General features: G+C 67.8%; 19 protein-coding genes and 2 pseudogenes. 10 read left to right on the top strand and 11 right to left on the bottom strand.

Translation table 11 applies throughout. The features are described 5' to 3' along the window. Positions 1-8: 8 nt before the first annotated feature. On the top strand, positions 9-1,286 hold the full coding sequence (locus tag FKV23_RS15890; RefSeq protein ID WP_141624739.1) for an acetyl-CoA C-acetyltransferase: 1,278 nt from the start codon (positions 9-11) through the stop codon (positions 1,284-1,286). Positions 1,287-1,487: 201 nt separating this feature from the next. Here the strand turns inward: FKV23_RS15890 and FKV23_RS15885 are convergent, their stop codons facing one another. The 3 genes from FKV23_RS15885 to FKV23_RS15875 all read right to left on the bottom strand — a co-directional run bounded on the left by FKV23_RS15885 (position 1,488) and on the right by FKV23_RS15875 (position 4,655). After that, positions 1,488-2,738, bottom strand: a complete 1,251-nt coding sequence (locus tag FKV23_RS15885; RefSeq protein ID WP_141624738.1) for a heme biosynthesis protein HemY — start codon at positions 2,736-2,738, stop codon at positions 1,488-1,490. Beyond that, positions 2,735-3,814: a uroporphyrinogen-III C-methyltransferase gene (locus tag FKV23_RS15880; RefSeq protein ID WP_141624737.1), complete on the bottom strand. Its 1,080-nt coding sequence runs from the start codon at positions 3,812-3,814 to the stop codon at positions 2,735-2,737. The genes FKV23_RS15885 and FKV23_RS15880 overlap by 4 nt, the downstream gene beginning before the upstream one ends. A 79-nt stretch (positions 3,815-3,893) precedes the next feature. Continuing rightward, on the bottom strand, positions 3,894-4,655 hold the full coding sequence (locus FKV23_RS15875) for a uroporphyrinogen-III synthase (protein ID WP_141624736.1): 762 nt from the start codon (positions 4,653-4,655) through the stop codon (positions 3,894-3,896). Between FKV23_RS15875 and FKV23_RS17725 the strand changes: the two are divergent. The 5 genes and pseudogenes from FKV23_RS17725 to FKV23_RS15850 all read left to right on the top strand — a co-directional run. Next, positions 4,654-5,202 (top strand): annotated as a pseudogene (locus FKV23_RS17725) (YiiD C-terminal domain-containing protein); the annotation flags it as partial. The gene FKV23_RS15875 and the pseudogene FKV23_RS17725 sit on opposite strands and share 2 nt — an antisense overlap. Positions 5,203-5,357: 155 nt before the next feature. After that, a complete protein-coding gene (locus tag FKV23_RS15865; protein WP_244244032.1) occupies positions 5,358-5,834 on the top strand; it encodes a hypothetical protein in 477 nt (158 codons plus the stop codon). 156 nt (positions 5,835-5,990) lie between these two features. Then, positions 5,991-6,428 carry a rhodanese-like domain-containing protein gene (locus FKV23_RS15860; protein ID WP_141624734.1) on the top strand — a complete coding sequence of 146 codons (438 nt, stop codon included), beginning with the start codon at positions 5,991-5,993 and terminating at the stop codon, positions 6,426-6,428. Between the two features lie 187 nt (positions 6,429-6,615). Continuing rightward, complete coding sequence (gene secB, locus FKV23_RS15855) at positions 6,616-7,152, top strand: protein-export chaperone SecB (RefSeq protein ID WP_141624733.1); 537 nt, start codon at positions 6,616-6,618, stop codon at positions 7,150-7,152. 14 nt (positions 7,153-7,166) lie between these two features. Beyond that, a pseudogene (locus FKV23_RS15850) lies at positions 7,167-8,209 on the top strand (NAD(P)H-dependent glycerol-3-phosphate dehydrogenase). Positions 8,210-8,332: 123 nt separating this feature from the next. Here FKV23_RS15850 and hemF read toward each other — a convergent pair. Further along, positions 8,333-9,268 (bottom strand): oxygen-dependent coproporphyrinogen oxidase, encoded by a 936-nt coding sequence (hemF, locus tag FKV23_RS15845; RefSeq protein WP_141624731.1) that lies wholly within the window; start codon positions 9,266-9,268, stop codon positions 8,333-8,335. Between the two features lie 181 nt (positions 9,269-9,449). On the opposite strand from hemF, the gene fabG reads away from it, so the two are divergent. The 3 genes from fabG (at position 9,450) to FKV23_RS15830 (ending at position 11,515) form a co-directional block, all read left to right on the top strand. Next, positions 9,450-10,187: a 3-oxoacyl-ACP reductase FabG gene (fabG, locus tag FKV23_RS15840; protein WP_141624730.1), complete on the top strand. Its 738-nt coding sequence runs from the start codon at positions 9,450-9,452 to the stop codon at positions 10,185-10,187. A 241-nt stretch (positions 10,188-10,428) separates the two neighbouring features. Beyond that, a complete protein-coding gene (locus FKV23_RS15835; RefSeq protein ID WP_141624729.1) occupies positions 10,429-10,929 on the top strand; it encodes a hypothetical protein in 501 nt (166 codons plus the stop codon). A 106-nt stretch (positions 10,930-11,035) separates the two neighbouring features. Next, entirely contained in the window at positions 11,036-11,515 is a 480-nt protein-coding gene (locus FKV23_RS15830) for a hypothetical protein (RefSeq protein ID WP_141624728.1), read from the top strand. A gap of 17 nt (positions 11,516-11,532) precedes the next feature. On the opposite strand, the gene FKV23_RS15825 is transcribed toward FKV23_RS15830, so the two are convergent. The 7 genes from FKV23_RS15825 to cyoA form a co-directional block, all read right to left on the bottom strand. Then, a complete protein-coding gene (locus FKV23_RS15825; protein ID WP_141624727.1) occupies positions 11,533-12,072 on the bottom strand; it encodes a response regulator transcription factor in 540 nt (179 codons plus the stop codon). After that, on the bottom strand, positions 12,062-13,354 hold the full coding sequence (locus tag FKV23_RS15820; RefSeq protein ID WP_244244031.1) for an ATP-binding protein: 1,293 nt from the start codon (positions 13,352-13,354) through the stop codon (positions 12,062-12,064). The genes FKV23_RS15825 and FKV23_RS15820 overlap by 11 nt, the downstream gene beginning before the upstream one ends. Before the next feature lie 23 nt (positions 13,355-13,377). Then, the gene (locus FKV23_RS15815; RefSeq protein WP_141624725.1) at positions 13,378-14,103 is read right to left on the bottom strand and encodes an SURF1 family protein; all 726 of its coding nucleotides are present in this window, start codon (positions 14,101-14,103) and stop codon (positions 13,378-13,380) included. A 327-nt stretch (positions 14,104-14,430) separates the two neighbouring features. Continuing rightward, positions 14,431-14,817, bottom strand: a complete 387-nt coding sequence (cyoD, locus tag FKV23_RS15810; protein ID WP_141624724.1) for a cytochrome o ubiquinol oxidase subunit IV — start codon at positions 14,815-14,817, stop codon at positions 14,431-14,433. Beyond that, positions 14,814-15,425, bottom strand: coding sequence for a cytochrome o ubiquinol oxidase subunit III (gene cyoC, locus FKV23_RS15805; protein WP_407067686.1), 612 nt, complete (start codon positions 15,423-15,425; stop codon positions 14,814-14,816). The genes cyoD and cyoC overlap by 4 nt, the downstream gene beginning before the upstream one ends. Before the next feature lie 16 nt (positions 15,426-15,441). Continuing rightward, positions 15,442-17,448: a cytochrome o ubiquinol oxidase subunit I gene (gene cyoB, locus FKV23_RS15800; protein WP_141624722.1), complete on the bottom strand. Its 2,007-nt coding sequence runs from the start codon at positions 17,446-17,448 to the stop codon at positions 15,442-15,444. 161 nt (positions 17,449-17,609) lie between these two features. After that, positions 17,610-18,662, bottom strand: a complete 1,053-nt coding sequence (gene cyoA, locus FKV23_RS15795) for a ubiquinol oxidase subunit II (protein WP_141624721.1) — start codon at positions 18,660-18,662, stop codon at positions 17,610-17,612. A gap of 226 nt (positions 18,663-18,888) precedes the next feature. Between cyoA and FKV23_RS15790 the strand changes: the two genes are divergently transcribed. Beyond that, positions 18,889-20,226 carry an MFS transporter gene (locus FKV23_RS15790; RefSeq protein ID WP_141624720.1) on the top strand — a complete coding sequence of 446 codons (1,338 nt, stop codon included), beginning with the start codon at positions 18,889-18,891 and terminating at the stop codon, positions 20,224-20,226. The last annotated feature ends 40 nt before the right edge of the window (positions 20,227-20,266 follow it).

The raw sequence follows: 20,266 nt of genomic DNA, 5'->3' as shown, positions 1-20,266 counted from the left end.
GTGTCCCGATGCGTCAAGCCCGTCCCGTCGCCGTGCTCGGTGGCGTCCGCATTCCGTTCTGCCGCCAGAACACCGCCTATGCGGATGTCGGCAACCTTGGCATGTCGGTGCGCACGCTCGGTGCCCTGGTCGAGAAGTTCGGCCTGCACGGGCAGCAGCTGGGCGAGGTGGCGATGGGCGCGGTGATCAAGCACAGCAGCGACTGGAACCTCGGCCGCGAGGCGGCGCTGTCGTCGGGGCTGTCGTCGCTGACCCCGGGCATCACCCTGCAGCGTGCCTGCGGCACTTCGCTGGATTCGATCATCACCGTCGCCAACAAGATCGCCGTTGGCCAGATCGAGGCCGGCATCGGCGGCGGTTCGGACACCACATCGGACGTGCCGATTGTGTACGGCAGGAGGCTGCGCCGGCGCCTGCTGGAAGCCAATGCCGCACGCGACTTCAAGGGCAAGCTGGCCGCGTTCAAGGGCTTCTCGCTGCGTGAACTCAAGCCCGAATTCCCCGGTGTCGCCGAGCCGCGCACCGGCAAGAGCATGGGCGAACACTGCGAGGACATGGCCAAGCAGTGGAGCATCAGCCGCGATTCGCAGGACGAGTGGGCACTGTCCTCGCACCAGAAGCTGGCCGCGGCCTACGAGCGAGGTTTCTTCGACGATCTGGTGGTCAGCTTCCGCGGCGTCTCGCGCGACAATATCCTGCGCGCGGATTCCACTCTGGAAAAACTCGCCACGCTGAAGCCGGCGTTCGACAGAACCTCCGGCCGCGGCACCCTGACTGCCGCCAACTCGACCCCGCTCACCGACGGTGCCGCTGCCTGCCTGCTGGCATCCGAGGAGTGGGCCGAGAAGCACGGCCATGAGGTGCTGTGCCATCTGCGCGACGCGCACGTGGCTGCGGTCGACTTCGTCCACGGCGAGGGTCTGCTGATGGCGCCGACCGTGGCGGTGCCGGAAATGCTCGCCCGCAACGGCCTGACCCTGCAGGACTTCGATTTCTACGAGATCCATGAGGCTTTCGCTGCGCAGGTGCTGTGCACCCTGCGTGCGTGGGAGAGCGAGGAATACTGCAAGTCGCGTCTTGGCCTGGATGCGGCGATGGGGCGCATCGATCCGGCGAAGATCAACCCCAACGGTTCCTCGCTCGCCACCGGCCACCCGTTCGCCGCCACCGGTGCGCGCATCGTTGCCGCCGCGGCGAAGGAACTGAAGGCACGCGGCGGCGGCCGCTGCCTGATCTCGATCTGCACCGCCGGCGGCATGGGCGTGGTGGCGATCCTGGAGCGCTGAGAGAAGCTGCTGTCGCCCTTGGCGGGCACGACTGGTTTCGGATTGCCCGGCCCGGTCTGGCCTTCGGCTTCGCATCCTGCACCGTCGGCGAGCTCTGGCACGCATCCTTGCGCAGCCGTCGCTGGCAGTGCCAGCGGCTCATGGCCGGGCGTTCACAAGCGCAGACGATGCGCCGATAGGGCATCGTCCAAGCGCGCCTGCTCAGCCGCGCAGTCGCGGCAGCCCGTGCTCGTCGCGTTCCTCGATCGCGGCCTGGTCGAAGATCTTCTGCTTGAGGTCGCGGCCGGGAATCTCGACCGGCGCCTCGCCGCGGCCGACGCGCAACGCGTTGGCGTAGCACTGGCGCGCGCGGGCGTCGTCGCCGGCCTGGGCGAAGCCGTTCCCAAGTTCTTCCCAGGCCTCGGCATTGCCGCCCTGGGCGAGCGCGCGGTGCAGGAAGCCCTCGGCCTGGGTCCACTGGCCACGCGTGCGGTGCAGGCGGGCCAGGGTCAGCAGCAGGCCCGGGCTGGCCGGGTGCGCCTGCAGCCAGCGCGCGGCGTTCTCGAGCCGGGCATCGAGGCGGCCGATCGGCAGACGGCCGTAGAGGTCGGCCAGATCGTCGCTCCAGCGCGTATCGAGTGCCTGTTCGATGCTGCGCGCGGCAGCGTCTTCCCAGCGCAGGGTGGCGGCGCGTTCGGCATAGGCGGCGACAGCGGCCGGGTCGCTGCGCAGGGCCTTGGGCAATGCTTCCCAGCGGTCGGCGAGGACGTTGGCATCGGCAGCCTCGCGCAGGCCGGCCTCGGCCCAGCGCGCTTCCAGCACCTGCAGGCGACTGGAGGGCAGCGCCTGCTGCTGGCGCAGCGCACCGAGAAGTCCATAGGCATCGCCGGCGCGACCCAGCGCGGCCAGTGTCTCGGCACGCAGGGCAAGGCCGCGTGGCGGCAGCGGTTGCGCCGCCGCCGCATCGAGGGCCTCGAGTGCATCGGCGGGGCGGGCATCGGCCAGCGCCAGTTCGGCGGTGGCCACGGCAAAGGCGGCCGGGTGGCTTTCGGCCAGCGGGACGAGGTGGGCGCGGGCGGCTTCGGCATCGCCACGGCCGGTGCTGGCGTGGGCGGCGGCGATGCGGGCAATGGGACCGGTTTCGCGGTTGTCGGCGGCTTCGGCCAGCAGCTTTTCGGCGCGGCTCCAGTGGCCCAGGTGGACCGCCTGCAGACCGTCGATCAGGCGCGCGCGAGCGGCCTTGCGGCGGCGCCGGCGCAGCATCACGAACGGTGCGCGGAGCAGGCGCCAGGCCAGCCACAGCAGCGCCGCCACCGCCAGCACCAGCACCAGCGTGTAGGACAGCGACTTGCGGTAGGTCCAGTCTCCGAAGCTGACCATCACCAGCCCCGGATCCTGCGCCATCAACTGGGCGACCAGGGCCCCAAGCAGGGCCAGGACGATCCAGAACAGCAGGCTGCGGAACAGGTTCATGGGCGCTCCGTGGGGGCATCGGGCGTTGTGGGACTTGCGCTGGCGGCGGGCCGCGTTCCGGCAGGCATGGCGATCGCCTGGGTGCTACGCAGCTGCTGCAACTGTTGCAGTGTGCTGCCCAGGGTGGGAACCGAAAGTGAAAGCGGCATGGCGGCAATGCCGTCGAGTTCGGCGCGATGGGCATCGAGTGATGGCGAGGGTGGCCACAACCGCAGCAGCCAGTCCTGTGCGCGGGCCAATGCGGCCCTGAAGCCGGCCTCGTCGCGACGCTCGGCGGCGGCACGGGCCAAGGTCAATTCGAGCTGCAGGCCGGCACTCGCGTCGGCGCGGTCGGAGGGCAGTTCGGCGATCACCCGGTCGCGCGGCTGGATGTCGAACACGTTGGAGAACGCCCGCTTCCACCATGGGGCGCCGGCCGCCTGCGGTGCAGGGGTCGATGCCGGGGGAGCGTCCTGCAGCTTCCGATTGAAGGCATCGATCCGGGACAGCGCGGCTACCCGCGGGTCGGCTTCGATCGCATCGAGTGCGGCCCGCTCCTGGATCAGCGCCTGGCGCAGGTTGACGTAGGCCGGGTCCTGGATCGCCGCCAGCACCGCGTCGGCGAGCGCGTAACCACGTTGTGCACCGGTCAGGTCGCCAGCGAGCTCCAATCGCAGCTGGCCGAACACCAGCAGCATTTCGACCTCTTCCAGGCGCAGCGAGCGGGTGCTGTCGCGCCCGGGGTCGGCGAGCCGGGTCACGCTTTCCTCCAGCAGGGCCGCACGCTGGCCGATGCCAAGCAGTTCATCGCGCAGCACGCGGTTGGTGGCGTCGGCTTGTTGCAGACGCTGGCCATGCGCGCGCTGGTCGCTGCGCAACGAGTCGATGCGCTCGTTGAGTGCTTCGATGCGGTGGTCGGCCTGGGCGACAGCAGCGCGTTCGCGCGCTTCATGGCCCTGCCACCATTGCCAGCCATGCCAGCCGCCGACGGCCAGCGCCGCGAATACGATCAGCAACAACCAGGGCCAGCGTGCGGCACGGCGTCGTGGCGGCCTGGGTGGGGCCTGGGCGGTGGAGGGCGTGTTGGAGTCGGACACGGCAGCAGACGGTAACCGGGGATGGCGCCATGCTACCGGAACGCCCGTGGGGGCTGGTCGATCGTCGTGTATCGGCCGATCAGTCGCGATCGAACCCGGCCGCCGCCGCCAGTTGCGAGGGCCGTGGTCCGGCCGCGATCACGACGTCATCGAAGCCGGCTTCGCGCGCGATCGTCGCCAGCCGTTCGCTGGCCGCCAGCACGCGTGCGCCGCGGAGTTTCATCGCCGCATCGGCGGGCAGCCGGGCAAGGACGCGGGAGAGCGCTTCGCCGCTGCTCAGCGCCACTGCCAGCGGAGCATCGGCCGTGCGCAGCCGGGCGATGGCATGGACGGGAAGCGGTACCGGTTCGCGTGCGTAGACATCGGCCCGCAACACCCGGGCCCCACGCGCCTGCAGTGCGGGCAGCAGCATGCCGCGGCCGCCCGGGGCGGTAACCAAGCCAATCGTGGTGCCGGCGATCCGTTGCAGGGCGGGCAGGGCCAGCAGGCCTTCGCTGTCCATGCGCGCCGGATGGGCGACGTCCGCCGCACCGGCCCGCCGCAGCGCGGCGGCCGTGCCGGCGCCAACCGCGATCCAGCGGACGTCCGCGACCTCGCGCAGCGGCCGCAGCGCATCGGCCGCGTGTACCGCGGCCGGGCTGGTGAACACGGCCAGACCGCTGGCGAGCGCCATGTCGAGTGCCTGCCGGCTGGCGTCGTCGTCACGGAACACCAGCCTGCAACTCGACAACGCGACCAGGGCGCCGCCCCGGCGCGCCGCCGCACGCCGCAGTGCCTCGTGTCCTCCCTGAGGGCGCAACGAGACCAGGTACCAGCGGGGCGGGGCAGCGGACACGGGCATGGCGTCAAGCTTGTCACAACAGGTCGGTCATGCACGATGGCTGTGGCGCATGGATTCTCGCCAGGACGTGTCATCAACTGCCCGCAAGATGGTGCCTGTGCCGGCATCGCGGCGACCGTACGCCGCCGCAGCGTCGTCGCGGCAGCAGGTTGCCTGTACCCTGCGCCGGCCTTCCCCTTTCTGTCTCCTACTTTCCATGTCGTCAGTCCCCAAGCTCACTCCCCACGCGGAGGCACTCGATCGCCTCAAGCACCACTACGATTCGATGCCGCCGGTCGCGGTGATGGATCTTTCCGTCGCCGGGTACGACGGCCATTGCCTGCATCTCCACGCGCCGCTGGCTCGCCACGTCAACGACAAGGGCTGCGCGTTCGGCGGCAGCCTGGCTTCGATGATGACCCTGGCCGGCTGGGGGCTGGTGTCGCTGCATGTGGAGGCGGCAGGCATGGAGGCCGACGTGTATGTCGCCGACAGTCAGATCGGTTATCTCGCCCCGTTGTTCGCCGACCTCGATGTCGAGGCCGAGGCCGCGCACGAGGCCGACTGGGCCGCTTTCATCTCGACGCTGCGCGCGCGCGGACGGGCCCGGATCGGCGTGGTCGCGCACGCCCGCCTGCCCGGGGCGGCAGCGCGACCGAGTTCGCCGGCCGCTATGTCGCGATCCTGCGGCGCTGAGGGCCCGTTGCCTGCTAGCATGCGCCGGTGCCTGACACCCTGGGGAATCCGATGCACATTCCGAGCAGATCGAGCTGCGTCCCGAACCGCGTTGCCCGCTTGGCCTGCCTTGCGGCGCTCGTCGTCGCCCTCGCCGCCTGTGCCAGCGCCGGCCCGAAGGCAGATGCGCTCAACCAGAGTCAATACGCCTGGTCCGGGGCGGTCCGCTGGGGTGATTTCGAAGGTGCGTGGGGCCTGCTGGACCCTGAGTACCGCGAACAGCATCCGATCACCGAACTGGAGATGGAGCGCTACAACCAGATCCAGGTCTCCTATTACCGGGACAACGGTGGCGTGCGCGACCTCGATGCCGGTACCGCTGCCCGCGACGTCGAAATGGGCGTGATCAACCGCCATACCCAGGCCGAGCGAACGGCGCGCTACAAGGAAACCTGGCGCTGGGACGAAGCCGCCAAGCGCTGGTGGCTGACCAGTGGCATGCCGGATTTCTGGAAGGGGCAGTAACACCCTGTTCGCGAACTCTCCGCAGCCCGCGCCGGGACCGGCAGTTCGCATGGCGGCGCCACTTTTTGCGCCATCGGCGGCCCTGGGCGACAATCCCGGCCCCGCGGTCCTCGCATCGAGGCCCGTCCCTCCCTCTACTTCCGGTGGCTGTGATCCGTGAGTGCTGAAGAATTGCTGGCCTTCCTGGGCCGCCATCCCTACCTGTCGCTGGCCCTGGTCGGCCTGACGATGGCCCTGCTCTACACCGAGATCGGGCGCCTGATGCGAGGTTACAAGGCGCTGCGTCCGGCCGAGCTGACCGGCCTGATCAACCGCGAGGACGCGCTGGTCGTCGACCTGTCGCCCAGCAACGATTTCGACAAGGGCCATATCGCCGGCAGCAAATCGGTCGCGCCCAGCCAGTTCGATCCGGAAAGCAAGCTGCTCGCCAACGTCAAGAACCTGCCGGTGGTGATGGTCTGCCGCAACGGCATGGCCTCGGCAGGCGCCGCCAAGCGCCTGAAAAAGGCCGGTTTCGAACAGGTCTACTGGCTCGATGGTGGCATCGCCGCCTGGCAGCAGGCCGACCTGCCGCTGGTAAAGGGGCGGGGCTGAACCCGGGTTAGTGAGGTCCTGCCGGCGTCACGCGTGCCCTGTCAGCTGTCCGGCAGGGGTTGCGAACGCTGCATTCGCCCCAACGTGGGCAGTCAGGGGGAATCGTCGGGGCTGTCGCGCTCGCATGCGATACTCCGCCCCCGGCGATCCGAATCCTTGATCCAACACCCAATATCTGGAGTTAGAGATGTCCGAAGAACAGAACAACGGCGCCGCCGCACCTGCCGAAGGCGCGCAGCCGGCCGCTCCGACCTTCTCGGTCGAGAAAATCTACGCCAAGGACGTCTCGTTCGAAGCGCCGGGGGCGCCGGCGGTGTTCAATGAACAGGCCCAGCCGCAGCTGCAGATGAACATGAACCAGAGCGTGCAGCGCCTCGGCGACAACGCCTATGAGGTCGTGCTCGGCCTGACTCTGACCTGCGCGGTCGGCGAGAAGTCGATCTATCTGGCCGAGGTCAAGCAGGCCGGCGTGTTCGGCCTGGCCGGCTTCGACGGCCCGACCCTCGACGGCCTGCTCGGCAGCCATTGCCCGAGCGTGCTGTACCCGTATGCCCGCCAGCTGATCAGCGACCTGATCCAGGCCGGTGGCTTCCCGCCGTTCTACCTGCAGCCGGTCAACTTCGACGCCCTGTACGCCGAAGGTCTGCGCCAGCGCCAGGCCCAGGCGGCACAGCAGCAGAACGGCGACGGTCTGGCCGACGCCGAACCCGCTGGCAACGCCTGATCCGTCCGGACGGCATGACAGCAGTTGACGACCCGGGGGCCGGCAAGGCCCCCATCGCGGTGCTCGGTGCGGGCTCCTGGGGCACCGCACTGGCCTCACTGGCCGCCCGGCACGGTCACCCGACCGTGCTGTGGGGGCGCGATGCCGGCATCGTCGAGGCGATCAACGACCGTCACGAGAACAGTCGCTACCTGCCCGGCCACCCGCTGCCGGACAACCTGCGCGCGACCACCGACATGGCCGAGGCCGTTCACGGTGTCGGCATGATCCTGGTCGTCGTGCCCTCGCATGCCTTCACCGAGGTCGTGCGCGCGCTGCAGCCGTTGCGGCCGGACGGTGTCGGCGTGTCCTGGGCAACCAAGGGTTTCGAACCGGGCAGTGGCCGCTTCCTGCACGAGGTGGCTGGCGAGGTGTTCGGCCCCGGCGTGCCACTGGCGGTAGTGACCGGCCCGTCCTTCGCCAAGGAAGTGGTTGCGGGTCTGCCGACTGCGCTCACCGTGCACTCGGATGACGCCGATTTCGCCCAGCAGGTCGCCGAAACACTGCACGGTCCCGCGTTCCGCGCCTACACCGGCGATGACATGGTCGGTGCCGAGCTCGGCGGTGCGATGAAGAACGTGCTCGCGGTCGCCACCGGCGTTGCCGACGGCATGCAACTGGGCCTCAACGCCCGCGCCGGTTTGATCACCCGCGGCCTCAACGAGATGCTGCGGCTCAACCAGGCCATCGGCGGCAAGGCCGAAACCCTGATGGGGCTGGCCGGTCTCGGCGATCTGGTGCTGACCTGCACCGGCGACCTGTCGCGCAACCGCCGTCTTGGCCTCGCGCTCGGCCGTGGCCAGAGCATCGAGGATGCAGTGCGCGAGATCGGTCAGGTGGTCGAATCGGTACAGACCGCCGACGAGGTGATGCGCCAGGCCGAGCGCCATGGGATCGAATTGCCGATTTCCAGCGCGGTGCAGTCCGTGCTGCACGGCGAGATCACCCCGAGGACGGTCTCCGCCAGCTGCTCGCGCGCGAGCAGAAGCCGGAATATCCGGTCGGCCTGTTCGGCTGAACCGCGCAAATCTGAAAGCAGCAAATCCGAAAGCGAAACGGGTGCCCGTGCGGCACCCGTTTCGCTTTTGACACCAAAGTAGCCCGGGTAAGACCGAAGGCCGCACCCGGGAACCGCCGGGACTCACCCCAACTCCGTCAGCCAATCCCGCGGCCGCAGGTAGTCGGCCAGCCGTGCCTCGTCGCTGCCGGCTTCGGGCTGGTAGCCGTATTCCCAGCGCACCAGCGGTGGCAGGCTCATCAGGATCGATTCGGTGCGCCCGCCCGACTGCAGCCCGAACAGGGTGCCGCGGTCGAACACGAGGTTGAACTCGACGTAACGGCCGCGGCGATACAGCTGGAACTGCCGCTCGCGCTCGCCATGCGGTGTGTCGCGGCGATGCTCGACGATCGGCAGGTAGGCATCGAGGAAGCCATTCCCGACCGCGCGCAGGTAGTCGAACTCGCGCTCGAAGTCGCCATGCAGGTCGTCGAAGAACAGCCCGCCGACGCCGCGGGTCTCGTCGCGGTGCTTGAGGAAGAAGTACTCGTCGCACCACTTCCTGTGGGCGTCGTAGCGCGACTGCCCGCCGAACGGTTCGCACAGCGCGCGCGCAGTGCGGTGCCAGTGCAGCACGTCCTGGTCGAAAGGATAGAACGGAGTCAGGTCGAAGCCGCCACCGAACCACCAGGCCACCGTCTCACCGTCGCGTACCGCATGGAAATGGCGCACGTTGGCATGGGTGGTCGGGACGTAGGGGTTGCGCGGATGGAACACCAGCGACACCCCGACCGCCCGCCACGACGCTCCGGCCAGCTCCGGTCGCGCCGCGGTCGCCGACGGCGGCAACCGCGTGCCCGACACATCCGAGAATCCGATTCCCGCCTGCTCGAACACCGCGCCATCGCGCAGGATCCGGGTCCGCCCGCCACCGCCCAGCCCGGCCGGACTGTCCCCGGATGGCGTCCGCTCCCACGCGTCCTCAATGAACCGGCCCTCCCCGTCGGCCGCCTCGATCGACTGGCAGATACGGTCCTGCAGACCGGAAAGATAAGCGCGTACACGCGAGAAATTGTCCATCCGCGCATTCTACGTGCGACCAGAGAGCAGAGCTGGGCAGATCGCCTTGTTGGCAGCGACTGTTGGCAGGTCGTCGCCTGGCTCGTCCTCGGCCCGAAACCGATATCGCGGACCTGCACGAACCTGGTTCGGCGAACGAGGCGGCCAGGTCTGGTGAAGCGGGCACTGGCACAATGTCCGGATGAATGCTCCTACTCTCCAGCGCCGTGCCCTGGTCACCGGCGGCAGCGGCGATATCGGCGCCGCGATCAGCCGCCGGCTCGCTGCCGACGGTTGCCATGTGATCGTCCACGCCAACCGCAATCGGGAGGCCGCCGAGGCGGTCGTGGCCGATATCGTCGCCAGCGGTGGCAGTGCCGGGACCGTCGCCTTCGATGTTGCCGATGGCGAGGCCGGACGTGCTGCGATCGAGAGCCTGCTTGCCGCCGGCCCGATCCAGGTCGTGGTCAACAATGCCGGCATCCACGATGACGCACCGTTGGCCGGCATGTCCGATGCACAGTGGAAGCGGGTGATCGACGTGTCGCTGCACGGCTTCTTCCACGTCACCCAGCCGTTGCTGCTGCCGATGGCCCGCACCCGCTGGGGTCGGATCGTCAGTGTGTCCTCGGTGGCGGCGGTGCTCGGCAACCGCGGTCAGTGCAATTACGCCGCAGCCAAGGCGGCCCTGCATGGCGCGACCCGCTCACTGGCACGGGAGATGGCCAGCCGCGGCATCACCGCCAATGTCGTGGCGCCCGGCGTGATCGAGGGGCGGATGGCGGAGGCGGCGTTTCCGCCCGAGCAGCTCAAACAGATCGTGCCTGCGGGGCGCGCCGGTCGGCCGGAAGAGGTCGCGGCGCTGGTCGGCTTCCTGTGCTCGGATGCGGCCGGCTACATCAACGGCCAGGTCATCGGTGTAAACGGCGGCATGGGGTGAGAGCGGGCGTTTGCGAACCATTGGTTCGCGCCCGCGCGAACGCCCGAGCGCTATGCGCGAGGGCCGGGGGGAGGGCGTTTGCGAACCATTGGTTCGCGCCCGCACGAACGCCGGAGCGCCATGCGCGAGGGCCGGGGGAGGTGTCGATGAAACGCCCTGCTCGGTTACAGTGATGCGTCCGCCCGGGGAGGGGCGGACACGCTCGTGCAAAGCATCCGTCGCTCATAGCAAGGGGAAGTAAATGTCCAAGACCATTGGCCTGACGGCCGCCTTCGTGTTGTCCCTGTCCTTTTTTGCTCCTGTCGCCTCGGCCAACGGCCTGAAGCTGCAGACGCCGGTGGCGTTTGCCGAGGACAACGATATCTCCAACGCCATCAAGACCGAATGCGAGATCGGCCGCCAACTGGCCGAATTCGTGAAGGAATACGCGCCGGAGCCGGTCGAGTTGGTTGCCGAGGCACCCGACACCGGCAGCGGCCGCGTGCTGCGGCTGGAGATTGTCGACGCGATGAGCATGGGCAATGCCTTCCTCGGCCACCAGAAGTACACCAAGGTCCACGGCGCGCTGTTCGTCGATGGCGAAAAGGTGGCCGGCTTCAAGGCCCGGCGCAACTCGATGGGCGGCGCGTTCGCCGGCTTCAAGGGCTCGTGCTCGGTCCTGGGCCGTACCGTGAAGGCGATCGGTCGCGATATCGGTGGTTGGCTCGCCGATCCGGTCGACGGCAGCCACCTCGGCGATTGATCCGTCTGGCTCCGCTGCCGTTGCTGGCACCCGGTGCTGCAGCGGGCCTTCACTTTCGTCGGCGTAGGATCGGAGCGTAGACAGCGGCATCGCCCAGGAGGTTTCCATGATTCGTATCCGACATGTCTTCCCGCTCCGTCGGGCCGTCATCGCGGCAACCGTGTTGCTGCTCTCGGCCTGCTCCACCTCCAGCATGCTGGTCGGGCAGGCGCGGCCGCCGATCGACGTGTCGCAGGTGCGCATCTACCATGCGCCGCCAGCGGTGCCCTACGAGCAGATCGCGGTGATCGAGACCGCCAGCGGCCCGGTCACCTACGGCGAGCAGAACAAGCTCAACGCGGTGCTCGACAAGCTGCGCCGGGAGGCGGCCAAGTTCGGCGCCAACGGCGTGCTGTTGCAGGGCACGGCCAATGGCTATGGCGGTACCAGCGTCGGGGTCGGTACCGGGGTGGGCCGCTTTGGTGGCCGCAGCTATACCAGCGGTGGGGTCGGGGTCAGCGTCTCGCCGCGGCCCAAGTACGCGACCGGTATTGCGATTCACGTGCCCAATCCGCCACCGCCGATGGAGCCTGACGCGGAGCAGTGACGGCGGTTTCCCGCCCGTTACTTCACCTGCCGCTTTTCCAGCTTGCGGGCCAGCGTGCGCCGGTGCATGCCGAGCCGGCGCGCGGTCTCGGAAATGTTGAAGCCGGTTTCCGCCAGCACCTCGTGGATGCGCTCCCATTCCAGCGTCTTGAGCGAGGTCTGGCGGTGGGCCGGTTCGATCGCGGTGCTGGCTTCGGTGCGCCCGAATGCGGCCTCGATGTCATCGGTGTTCGATGGCTTGACCAGATAGTGGCAGGCACCGAGCTTGATCGCTTCCACCGCGGTGGCGATGCTGGCGTAGCCGGTCAGCACCACGATCCGCATTGCGGGGTCGTGCCGGTGCAATGCCTTCACACAGGCCAGCCCGGAGTCGCCAGCAGCCAACTTGAGGTCGACCACGGCATGGCCGGGCGCGTGCTCCGCGGCCACGGCCACCGCCTCCTCAACGTTTTCCGCGCCGCGGACCACATAGCCGCGGCGCTCGAACGAGCGCGCCAGGGTACGGGCGAAGGCGGCGTCGTCCTCGACGATGAGCAGTCGTCGCGGTTCATTGTTCATCGTCCACCTCCTCCAGTGTCAGCGAAGCCAGCGGCAGGATCACCGTCACTTCCGCGCCGCCGGCCTCCCGGTTGCGGGCGGCGACGTTGCCGCCGAACGCGCGCGCGACGTTGACCGACAGGAACAGGCCCAGGCCACCACCCGGACGGCCCTTGCTCGACTGGTAGGGGCGGCCGAACTCGGCCAGCATCGCCGGCGCGAAACCGGGGCCGCGGTCGCACACGCGCAGTACCAGAGCATCATCCTCCCGGGTGGCTTCCAGCGCCACCCAGTCCGGCGAGGCTTCCAGCGCGTTGTCGAGCACGTTGCCGATCATCTGCTTCAGTCCGGTGTCCGAGATGATCGCGATGTCGCTGCCGATGTCCTTGGTGTATTCGAAGCCACGCACCGGGCGCGTCGCCCGCCACTCGGTGACCAGGCCGTCGAGGAAGGTCGCCAGTGTGGTCGGTTCGGGCGATTCGCCGCGCGCCTTGCCGGCCGACAGCAGGATGCCGGTGACGATCGACTTGCAGCGGTCGACCTGGATCTGCATCTCGCCGAGTTCGTCGCGCAGGTCGGTGCGCTCGGTGAACGGCGGCATCCGTCGCCAGTCGCCGAGAATCACCGACAGCGTCGCAAGCGGCGTGCCCAGCTCGTGTGCGGCGCCGGAGGCGAGCAGGCCCATGCGCACGATGTGCTCCTCCTCGGCCGCACGCTGGCGCAGCGTCGCCAGATGCGCGTCGCGTGCACGCAATGAGGCGTTGATGCGGGTGATGAACACCACCAGCAGCACCGCGTTCAGGGCGAAACAGATCAGCAGGCCCCACACGTAGGGGGAGTGCAGGCCGCCGGCAAGGTCGACCGGGATCGTCACCGGCCCCGGCCACAGTGCCAGCGCGAGCACGCAGGCGGTGGTGATCGCAACCACTGTCCAGCTCGCCCAGGGGCGCAGCAGTACCGCGGCCAGGCCGACCTGCAGCAGATACAGGAATACGAACGGATTTGAGATCCCGCCGGCCAGGTACAGCAGCGCGGTCAGGGTCAGGATGTCGACCAGCAGGGCACGGAACAGGGCGCCGCTGCGGACATCCGCGCGCGGGCGCCAGCGCAGCATGCTGACCAGATTGAATGCGGCCAGTGCCGCCACCACTGCGAACATCGATGGCAGCGGCAGGGCGATGTCGAGGACGTGCTGGGCGAACAGGATGGTGACGATCTGGCCGACCACCGCGATCCAGCGCAACTGGACCAGCGGATGCTGGGCGCGCAACTGGGGAGGGGCGGATCGCTGGCGCTCCGGCATCGCAGGTCCTCGTGGTGGCTTCTTCATCTCCGGCCGCGCCGGGCATCGCGCAGCAGGTACACGAAGGCCGCGGCCGACATCAGCGCCAGCGCGAACCAGGTCAGCGCATAGACCAGATGGTGGTTGCGAAAGCGCACCACGGTCAAGCCACCGACCGGAGCGCCGACATCGGCATCAGGATTGCGTCCGGCATCGACGAAGTACGGCGCGACCTCCCGCAGCCCGCGCGCGGTGGCGATGGCCTGCACGTCACGCGAGTACCAGCGGTCGTTGGCGGGATCGTTGTCGCGCAGGAACGCACCGCCCGGCTCGCTGATCCGCAGCAGTCCGGTCATACGGGTGTCGGCAGGCGGCGCGGTCTCCCCCACCCGGTCAGGCGGCACGAAGCCGCGGTTGATCAGCACGATGCCGCCGTCGGCAGTTTCAAACGGCGCCAGCAGCCAGAAGCCCGCGCCGAGTTCCGTCACCGCCTGCACCTTCGCGTCGAGTCCCGGCAGGAAACGACCTTCGAGCACGACGTGCAGGTACTCGTGGCTGGCGGCATCGACATGCGCCCACTCGGCCGGTCCGGGCGCCGCCACCGGCGGCGCGTGCACGCGGGACTCGACCCGCTCGATCAGGTCCAGCTTCCAGGCCAGCCGCTTGACCTGCCAGACGCCGAGCGCGGTGAAGCCGGCGAAGGCGATCGCGAGCGCCACGGCGAAGGCAACAGAAAGAGGGCTGATGTTGTGGTGGGTTGGAATCGACATGAGTTGTGTCACCGCCGGCTTCGCCGGGCCCTCACCCCAACCCCTCTCCCGTAAACGGGAGAGGGGCTCTCAAGCCCTCCCCGTCAAGGGGAGGGTTGGGTGGGGATGGGTTTCCCGCAAGCGCCGACCACCTATCCAGAAGCGGGTGGCCATGCCGTTGCGGGACCTTCCGAAACATGGATGTTTCGGAAGAGCCTACATGGACGTATTAACGGCGTGTCCCGCAACGGCATGGCCACCCGCTTCGCCCTCAGACTTTCCGCAATATTGAGAAGAACCAAGCTAACATCCAAGGGTTCCCGCCCCATGGGGACGGCGGGAAGCAGGTCAAGGCTGCACCCGCATCTCATGCGGCGCCATCGGCATCATGTTGGTGTTGAGATGGTGCATGACCCACAGCGAGCCGGCCAGCATGATCACCACCAGGACCGCGGTGAAGATCAGCGCCAGCATGTTCCATCCGCCCTGCGACTTCGCGTCCAGGTGCAGGAAATAGATCATGTGCACGACCATCTGCACCGCCGCGAAAGCGAGCACCACGAAGCCGGTCAGGTTGGACGAGGAAACCACCTGGCCCATCACCAGCCAGAACGGGATCGCGGTCAGCACCACCGACAGCAGGAAACCGGTCATGTAGCCCTTGACGCTGAAATGCAGGCCGCCGTCCTCGTCGTGGTGGTCGGCGACGTGGGCGTCATGGTGCGCGTCGCTCATGGCAGCACTCCCATCAGGTAGACGAAGGTGAAGACGCCGATCCAGACGACGTCGAGGAAATGCCAGAACATCGACAGGCACAGCAGGCGGCGCCGATTGGCCGTGGTCAGCCCCAGCTTGCCGACCTGCAGCATCAGCACCACCAGCCATACAACGCCAAAGGTGACGTGCAGGCCGTGGGTGCCGACCAGGGCGAAGAACGAGGACAGGAACGCACTGCGCTGCGGGCCGGCACCCTCGTGGATCAGGTGGGCGAACTCGTACAGCTCGACGCCGAGGAAGCCCAACCCGAGCAGGCCGGTCACCGCCAGCCAGGCCAGCACGGCCTTTTTCTTTTTCGCCTGCATCGCCACCATCGAGAAGCCGTAGGTGATCGACGACAGCAACAACAGGCCGGTGTTGATCGCGACCAGGTTGAGATCGAACAGGTCGGCGCCCGACGGCCCGGCCGCGTAGCTGCGCCCGAGCACGCCGTAGATGGCGAACAGCACTGCGAAGATCAGGCAGTCGCTCATCAGGTACAGCCAGAAGCCGAGCAGGGTACCGTTCTCCGGGTGGTGCCGGCCTGCTGTATCGAGAAAGACCGGGCGCCCCTGCGCGTCGGTCATTGCAATGGCATGCGTATCAGACATGGAGGTTCGCCAGTTGCGCGGTGCGCGCATCCTCGGCTGCGGTGATTTCCTCGGCCGGGATGTGATAGTCGCGCTTGTAGTTGAAGGTGTGGACGATCGCGACGATAAGCGTCGCGGCGAAGCTGGCGATCACCAGCCACCAGATGTGCCAGATCAGGGCGAAGCCGAGCAGGGTGCTCAGGCCGGCCAGGACCACGCCGGCGGCGGTGTTCCTCGGCATGTGCACCGGGATGAAGCCGGTGGTCGGCCGCTGGAAGCCGCGCTGCTTCATGTCGTGCCAGGCGTCGTTGTCGTGCACCACCGGAGTGAAGGCGAAGTTGTAGGCCGGCGGCGGCGACGAGGTCGACCACTCCAGGGTGCGGCCTTCCCACGGATCGCCGCTTTCGTCGCGCAGTTGCTTGCGGCGCAGGATGCTGACCGCGAACTGCACCAGCATGCAGACGATGCCGATCGCGATCAGGAACGCGCCGGCCGCGGCGATCAGGAACCAGACCTGCAGCGACGGATCGTCGAAATGGCTCACCCGTCGGGTCACGCCCATCAGGCCGAGTACGTACAGCGGCGCGAACGCGAGCACGAAGCCGACCAGCCAGAACCAGAACGACAGCTTGCCCCAGAACGGATCGAGTCTGAAGCCGAAGGCCTTCGGCCACCAGAAGTTGATCCCGGCGAACATGCCGAACAGCACGCCGCCGATGATCACGTTGTGGAAGTGGGCGATCAGGAACAGGCTGTTGTGCAGCACGAAGTCGGCCGCCGGAATCGCCAGCATCACGCCGGTCATGCCGCCGATCACGAAGGTCACCATGAAGCCGACCGTCCACAGCATCGGCAGCTCGAAGCGGATCCGGCCGCGGTACATGGTGAACAGCCAGTTGAACACCTTGGCCCCGGTCGGGATCGAGATGATCATCGTCGCAATGCCGAAGAACGAGTTCACGCTCGCGCCCGAACCCATGGTGAAAAAGTGGTGCAGCCACACCAGGTACGACAGGATCGTGATCACCACCGTCGCGTAGACCATCGACGCGTAACCGAACAGGCGCTTGCCGCAGAACGTGGACACGACCTCGGAGAAGATGCCGAACGCGGGCAGGATCAGGATGTAGACCTCCGGATGGCCCCAGATCCAGATCAGGTTCACGTACATCATGGCGTTGCCGCCAAGATCGCTGGTGAAGAAGTTGGTGCCGATGTAGCGGTCCAGGGTCAGCAGCGCCAGGGTCGCGGTCAGCACCGGGAACGAAGCGACGATCAGCACGTTCGAGCACAGCGCGGTCCAGGTGAACACCGGCATCCGCATCAGGGTCATGCCCGGTGCGCGCATCTTGACGATGGTGGCGATCAGGTTGATGCCCGACAGCGTGGTGCCCACGCCGGCCACCTGTAGCCCCCATATGTAGTAATCGACCCCGACCCCGGGACTGAAGTCGATGCCCGACAGCGGCGGATAGGCCAGCCAGCCGGTCATCGCGAACTCGCCGACGAACAGCGACAGCATCACCAGCGCCGCGCCGCCGGCGGTCATCCAGAAACTGAAGTTGTTGAGGAACGGGAAGGCGACATCGCGCGCGCCAATCTGCAGCGGCACCACGTAGTTCATGAAGCCGGTGACGAACGGCATCGCCACGAAGAAAATCATGATCACGCCGTGGGCGGTGAAGATCTGGTCGTAGTGGTGCGGTGGCAGATAACCGACCGAATCGCCGAAGGCCATCGCCTGCTGCAGCCGCATCATGATCGCGTCGGCGAAGCCGCGCAGGAACATCACCAGCCCCAGCACGCAGTACATGATGCCGATCTTCTTGTGATCGATGCTGGTGAACCACTCGTGCCACAGGTAGCCCCACAGCCGGTAGCGGGTGAGCAGCGCCAGCACCGCGATGCCGACCACGGCGACACCGGCGAAGGTGCCGAGGAGGATCGGGTCGTGGTACGGGATCGCCTCCAGGGAGAGGCGGCCGAAGAACGGGTGGGTCGGACTTGCGGGGTTGGACATCTGTGTTCTCACGGTGCGCGCGGGCAGCGCGCGGTGTGGGGTTCGTAAAGTCCTGTCATTCCGGACGCAGTGAGGGATCCGTTTTCAACGCAGATCCGTCGCTGCGCCCGGGATGACAGTCCAACTGAAGCGAGTTCCCGCTTCAGGACGTGGGAGAAGGATCACGGCGCGGTCCGCGCCAGCGGTGCGAGCGGCGGGATCAGGTCATCGGCGCGGCATACTGCCGCCGCGACCACCGGGCCGCCGCGCAGGTCGCCGCGCAGGCGCGGGATCAGCGCATCGATCGCGTCCCGGCCGAGGCCGCCGCCGGCGTCGATCGCCATCATCTCGTCCATGCAGATATGGTTGGCGTCGACGCAGCGGTTGAGAATGGCGTGGTACAGGCCCGGGGCGACGCCGGCGTAATGGCGCACCGGTTCGCGCTCGCTGGGTTTCTCCAGTTCCAGGAAGCCGTCGCGATCCAGGGCCTGCCCGCTCGCGCGGGCCTGCGCGACCCACTGCTCGAAGTCATCCTCGCTCATTCCGCGGAAGCGGAAGCGCATGCCGTTGAAGCCCTCGCCGCTGTAGTTGGCGGAGAAGCCGACGTATTCGCCTGGCTCGTTCATCACCGCGTGCAGCTTGGTTTCCATCCCGGGCATGGCGTAGATCATCCCGGCCATGGCGGGGATGTAGAACGAGTTCATCACCGTGGTGCCGGTGATCAGGAAGCGGACCGGACGGTCGACCGGCGCGGCGATCTCGTTGACGGTGGCGATGTTCTGTTCGGGGTAGAGGAACAGCCACTTCCAGTCCAGCGCCACCACCTGGATTTCCAGCGGCTCCACGCCCTCCGGCACCGGCTGGCCTTCGGCGATGCGCTCCAGCGGGCGGTATGGGTCGAGGGTGTGGGTGCTGATCCAGGTGATCGCGCCCAGCGCGATGATGATCACCAGCGGTGCCGCCCAGATCAGCAGTTCGAGCTGGACGGAGTGGTCCCAGTCGGGCTTGTAGGTCGCCTTGGTGTTGGAGGCGCGGTAACGCCAGGCGAAGAACAACGTCAGCGCGATCACCGGGACGATGATCAGCAGCATCAGCACGGTGGAGACGACGATCAGATCGCCCTGCTGCCGGGCCACGTCGCCGGGTGCGTTGAGGAGGATGGTGTTGCACCCGGGCAGCGACAGTGCGGCCAGTGCGGCGAGCAGCGGGCGGCCAAGGGATCGGAGCGTGGGCATCGGCAATCGATTCGACGGTCGGGGAGGGGCCGAGGAACGGCAACGGGAAACTCTAACCGCCGATGCTGCGGCGCACGATTGGACGTTTTGTCCTATGGTGTCCGAGCGGCAGTGATGGGAACCTAGGAACCGTCGGCGCCCGTGCGGGGCCATCATCCCGCCTTCGCGGGGGTGGCGGAACACTCCGGCCGACGTGGCCCTGCCGCAAACATCGCCCCGTCCGACCATGCAGACATCGAGTTCCGTCCCCGCCTCCGACCCGAATGACCGGCATGCGACCGTCTCGGTGCATGGCGAGAACAAACATGCCGTCGCTCCCGGCGACATCGCCGTTGGCGTGGTCATCGGTCGTGCGTCGGAGTATTTCGACTTCTTCGTCTATGGCATCGCTTCGGCGCTGGTGTTCCCGCGGGTGTTCTTCCCGTTCCTGGAGCCGCTGCAAGCGACCTTGTGGTCGTTCGCGATCTTCGCCCTGGCCTTCATCGCGCGCCCACTGGGCACCGTACTGTTCATGTGGATCCAGCGGCGCTGGGACCGCAGCACCAAGCTGACTGCGGCGCTGTTCCTGCTCGGCACCGCCACCGCCGGCATCGCCTTCCTGCCCGGCTACGAGAGAATCGGTGCGCTGTCGATCGGTCTGCTGGCGCTGTTCCGGGTGTTGCAAGGGGTCGCCCTCGGCGGATCCTGGGACGGGCTGCCGTCACTGCTCGCGCTGAACGCGCCCGAGGAGCGCCGTGGCCACTACGCGATGCTGGGCCAGCTCGGTGCGCCCGCCGGTTTCATCATCGCCGCCGCCCTGTTCGCCTACCTGCTCGGCAACCTGAACACGGACGACTTCTTCGGCTGGGGCTGGCGGTATCCGTTCTTCGCTGCGTTCGCGCTCAACGTGGTGGCGCTGTTCGCGCGCCTGCGGCTGGTGGTCACGCACGAGTACGTGCACGAACTGGATCGCAACGACCTCGAGCCGGTCCCGGTGGGCGAGCTGCTGCGTGCCAAGGGGCCGAACGTGGCGATCGGCGGGTTCGCCGCGCTGGCCAGCTACGCGCTGTTCCATGTCGTCACGATCTTCCCGATCTCCTGGATCCTGCTGTTCACCGACGAGCCGGTCGGGCAGTTCCTGCTGCTGCAGGTGGCCGGCGCCTTCCTCGCTGCCGGTGGCGTGGTCGCGTCCGGCTGGATCGCCGACCGCTATGGCCGCATCCGGACCCTGAGCGGCTTCGCCGCCGCGATCGCGGTGTTCAGCGGCTTCGCACCGACCCTGCTCACCGGCGGTACGGTCGGAAAATACGCGTTCGTGCTGCTCGGCTTCATCCTGCTCGGGCTGTGCTACGGCCAGGCCGCGGGAGCGGTAACGGTCAATTTCGGTGCCCGCTATCGCTATACCGGTGCTGCGCTGACTGCCGACATGGCCTGGCTGATCGGCGCCGCGTTCGCGCCGCTGGTCGCGCTGTGGCTATGCGCGAAGTTCGGTCTCGCCTTCGTCGGCGCCTACCTGCTGTCCGGCGCGGTCTGCACGGTGCTCGCGCTGCTGGCGAACCGGAAGCTGAAACTGCTGCGGAACTGATTCCGGGGCGCCGCCTTTCGCGAGCGTGAAGCTCGAGCGC

This window comes from Lysobacter alkalisoli, from assembly GCF_006547045.1.
Lineage (GTDB): Bacteria > Pseudomonadota > Gammaproteobacteria > Xanthomonadales > Xanthomonadaceae > Marilutibacter > Marilutibacter alkalisoli.
This window is presented reverse-complemented; position numbering and strand designations above follow the sequence as displayed.

Bases quoted from the DNA above. Each gene is read 5' to 3' on its own strand.
- FKV23_RS15815 (WP_141624725.1), bottom strand. From the start codon at position 14,103: ATGTCGATTCCAACCCACCACAACATCAGCCCTCTTTCTGTTGCCTTC.
- cyoC (WP_407067686.1), bottom strand. From the start codon at position 15,425: ATGACCGACGCGCAGGGGCGCCCGGTCTTTCTCGATACAGCAGGCCGG.
- FKV23_RS15835 (WP_141624729.1), top strand. From the start codon at position 10,429: ATGTCCAAGACCATTGGCCTGACGGCCGCCTTCGTGTTGTCCCTGTCC.
- FKV23_RS15820 (WP_244244031.1), bottom strand. From the start codon at position 13,354: ATGCCGGAGCGCCAGCGATCCGCCCCTCCCCAGTTGCGCGCCCAGCAT.
- hemF (WP_141624731.1), bottom strand. From the start codon at position 9,268: ATGGACAATTTCTCGCGTGTACGCGCTTATCTTTCCGGTCTGCAGGAC.
- cyoA (WP_141624721.1), bottom strand. From the start codon at position 18,662: ATGCCCACGCTCCGATCCCTTGGCCGCCCGCTGCTCGCCGCACTGGCC.
- FKV23_RS15825 (WP_141624727.1), bottom strand. From the start codon at position 12,072: ATGAACAATGAACCGCGACGACTGCTCATCGTCGAGGACGACGCCGCC.
- FKV23_RS15875 (WP_141624736.1), bottom strand. From the start codon at position 4,655: ATGCCCGTGTCCGCTGCCCCGCCCCGCTGGTACCTGGTCTCGTTGCGC.
- FKV23_RS15885 (WP_141624738.1), bottom strand. From the start codon at position 2,738: ATGAACCTGTTCCGCAGCCTGCTGTTCTGGATCGTCCTGGCCCTGCTT.
- secB (WP_141624733.1), top strand. From the start codon at position 6,616: ATGTCCGAAGAACAGAACAACGGCGCCGCCGCACCTGCCGAAGGCGCG.
- cyoB (WP_141624722.1), bottom strand. From the start codon at position 17,448: ATGTCCAACCCCGCAAGTCCGACCCACCCGTTCTTCGGCCGCCTCTCC.
- FKV23_RS15830 (WP_141624728.1), top strand. From the start codon at position 11,036: ATGATTCGTATCCGACATGTCTTCCCGCTCCGTCGGGCCGTCATCGCG.
- FKV23_RS15790 (WP_141624720.1), top strand. From the start codon at position 18,889: ATGCAGACATCGAGTTCCGTCCCCGCCTCCGACCCGAATGACCGGCAT.
- cyoD (WP_141624724.1), bottom strand. From the start codon at position 14,817: ATGAGCGACGCGCACCATGACGCCCACGTCGCCGACCACCACGACGAG.
- fabG (WP_141624730.1), top strand. From the start codon at position 9,450: ATGAATGCTCCTACTCTCCAGCGCCGTGCCCTGGTCACCGGCGGCAGC.
- FKV23_RS15890 (WP_141624739.1), top strand. From the start codon at position 9: ATGCGTCAAGCCCGTCCCGTCGCCGTGCTCGGTGGCGTCCGCATTCCG.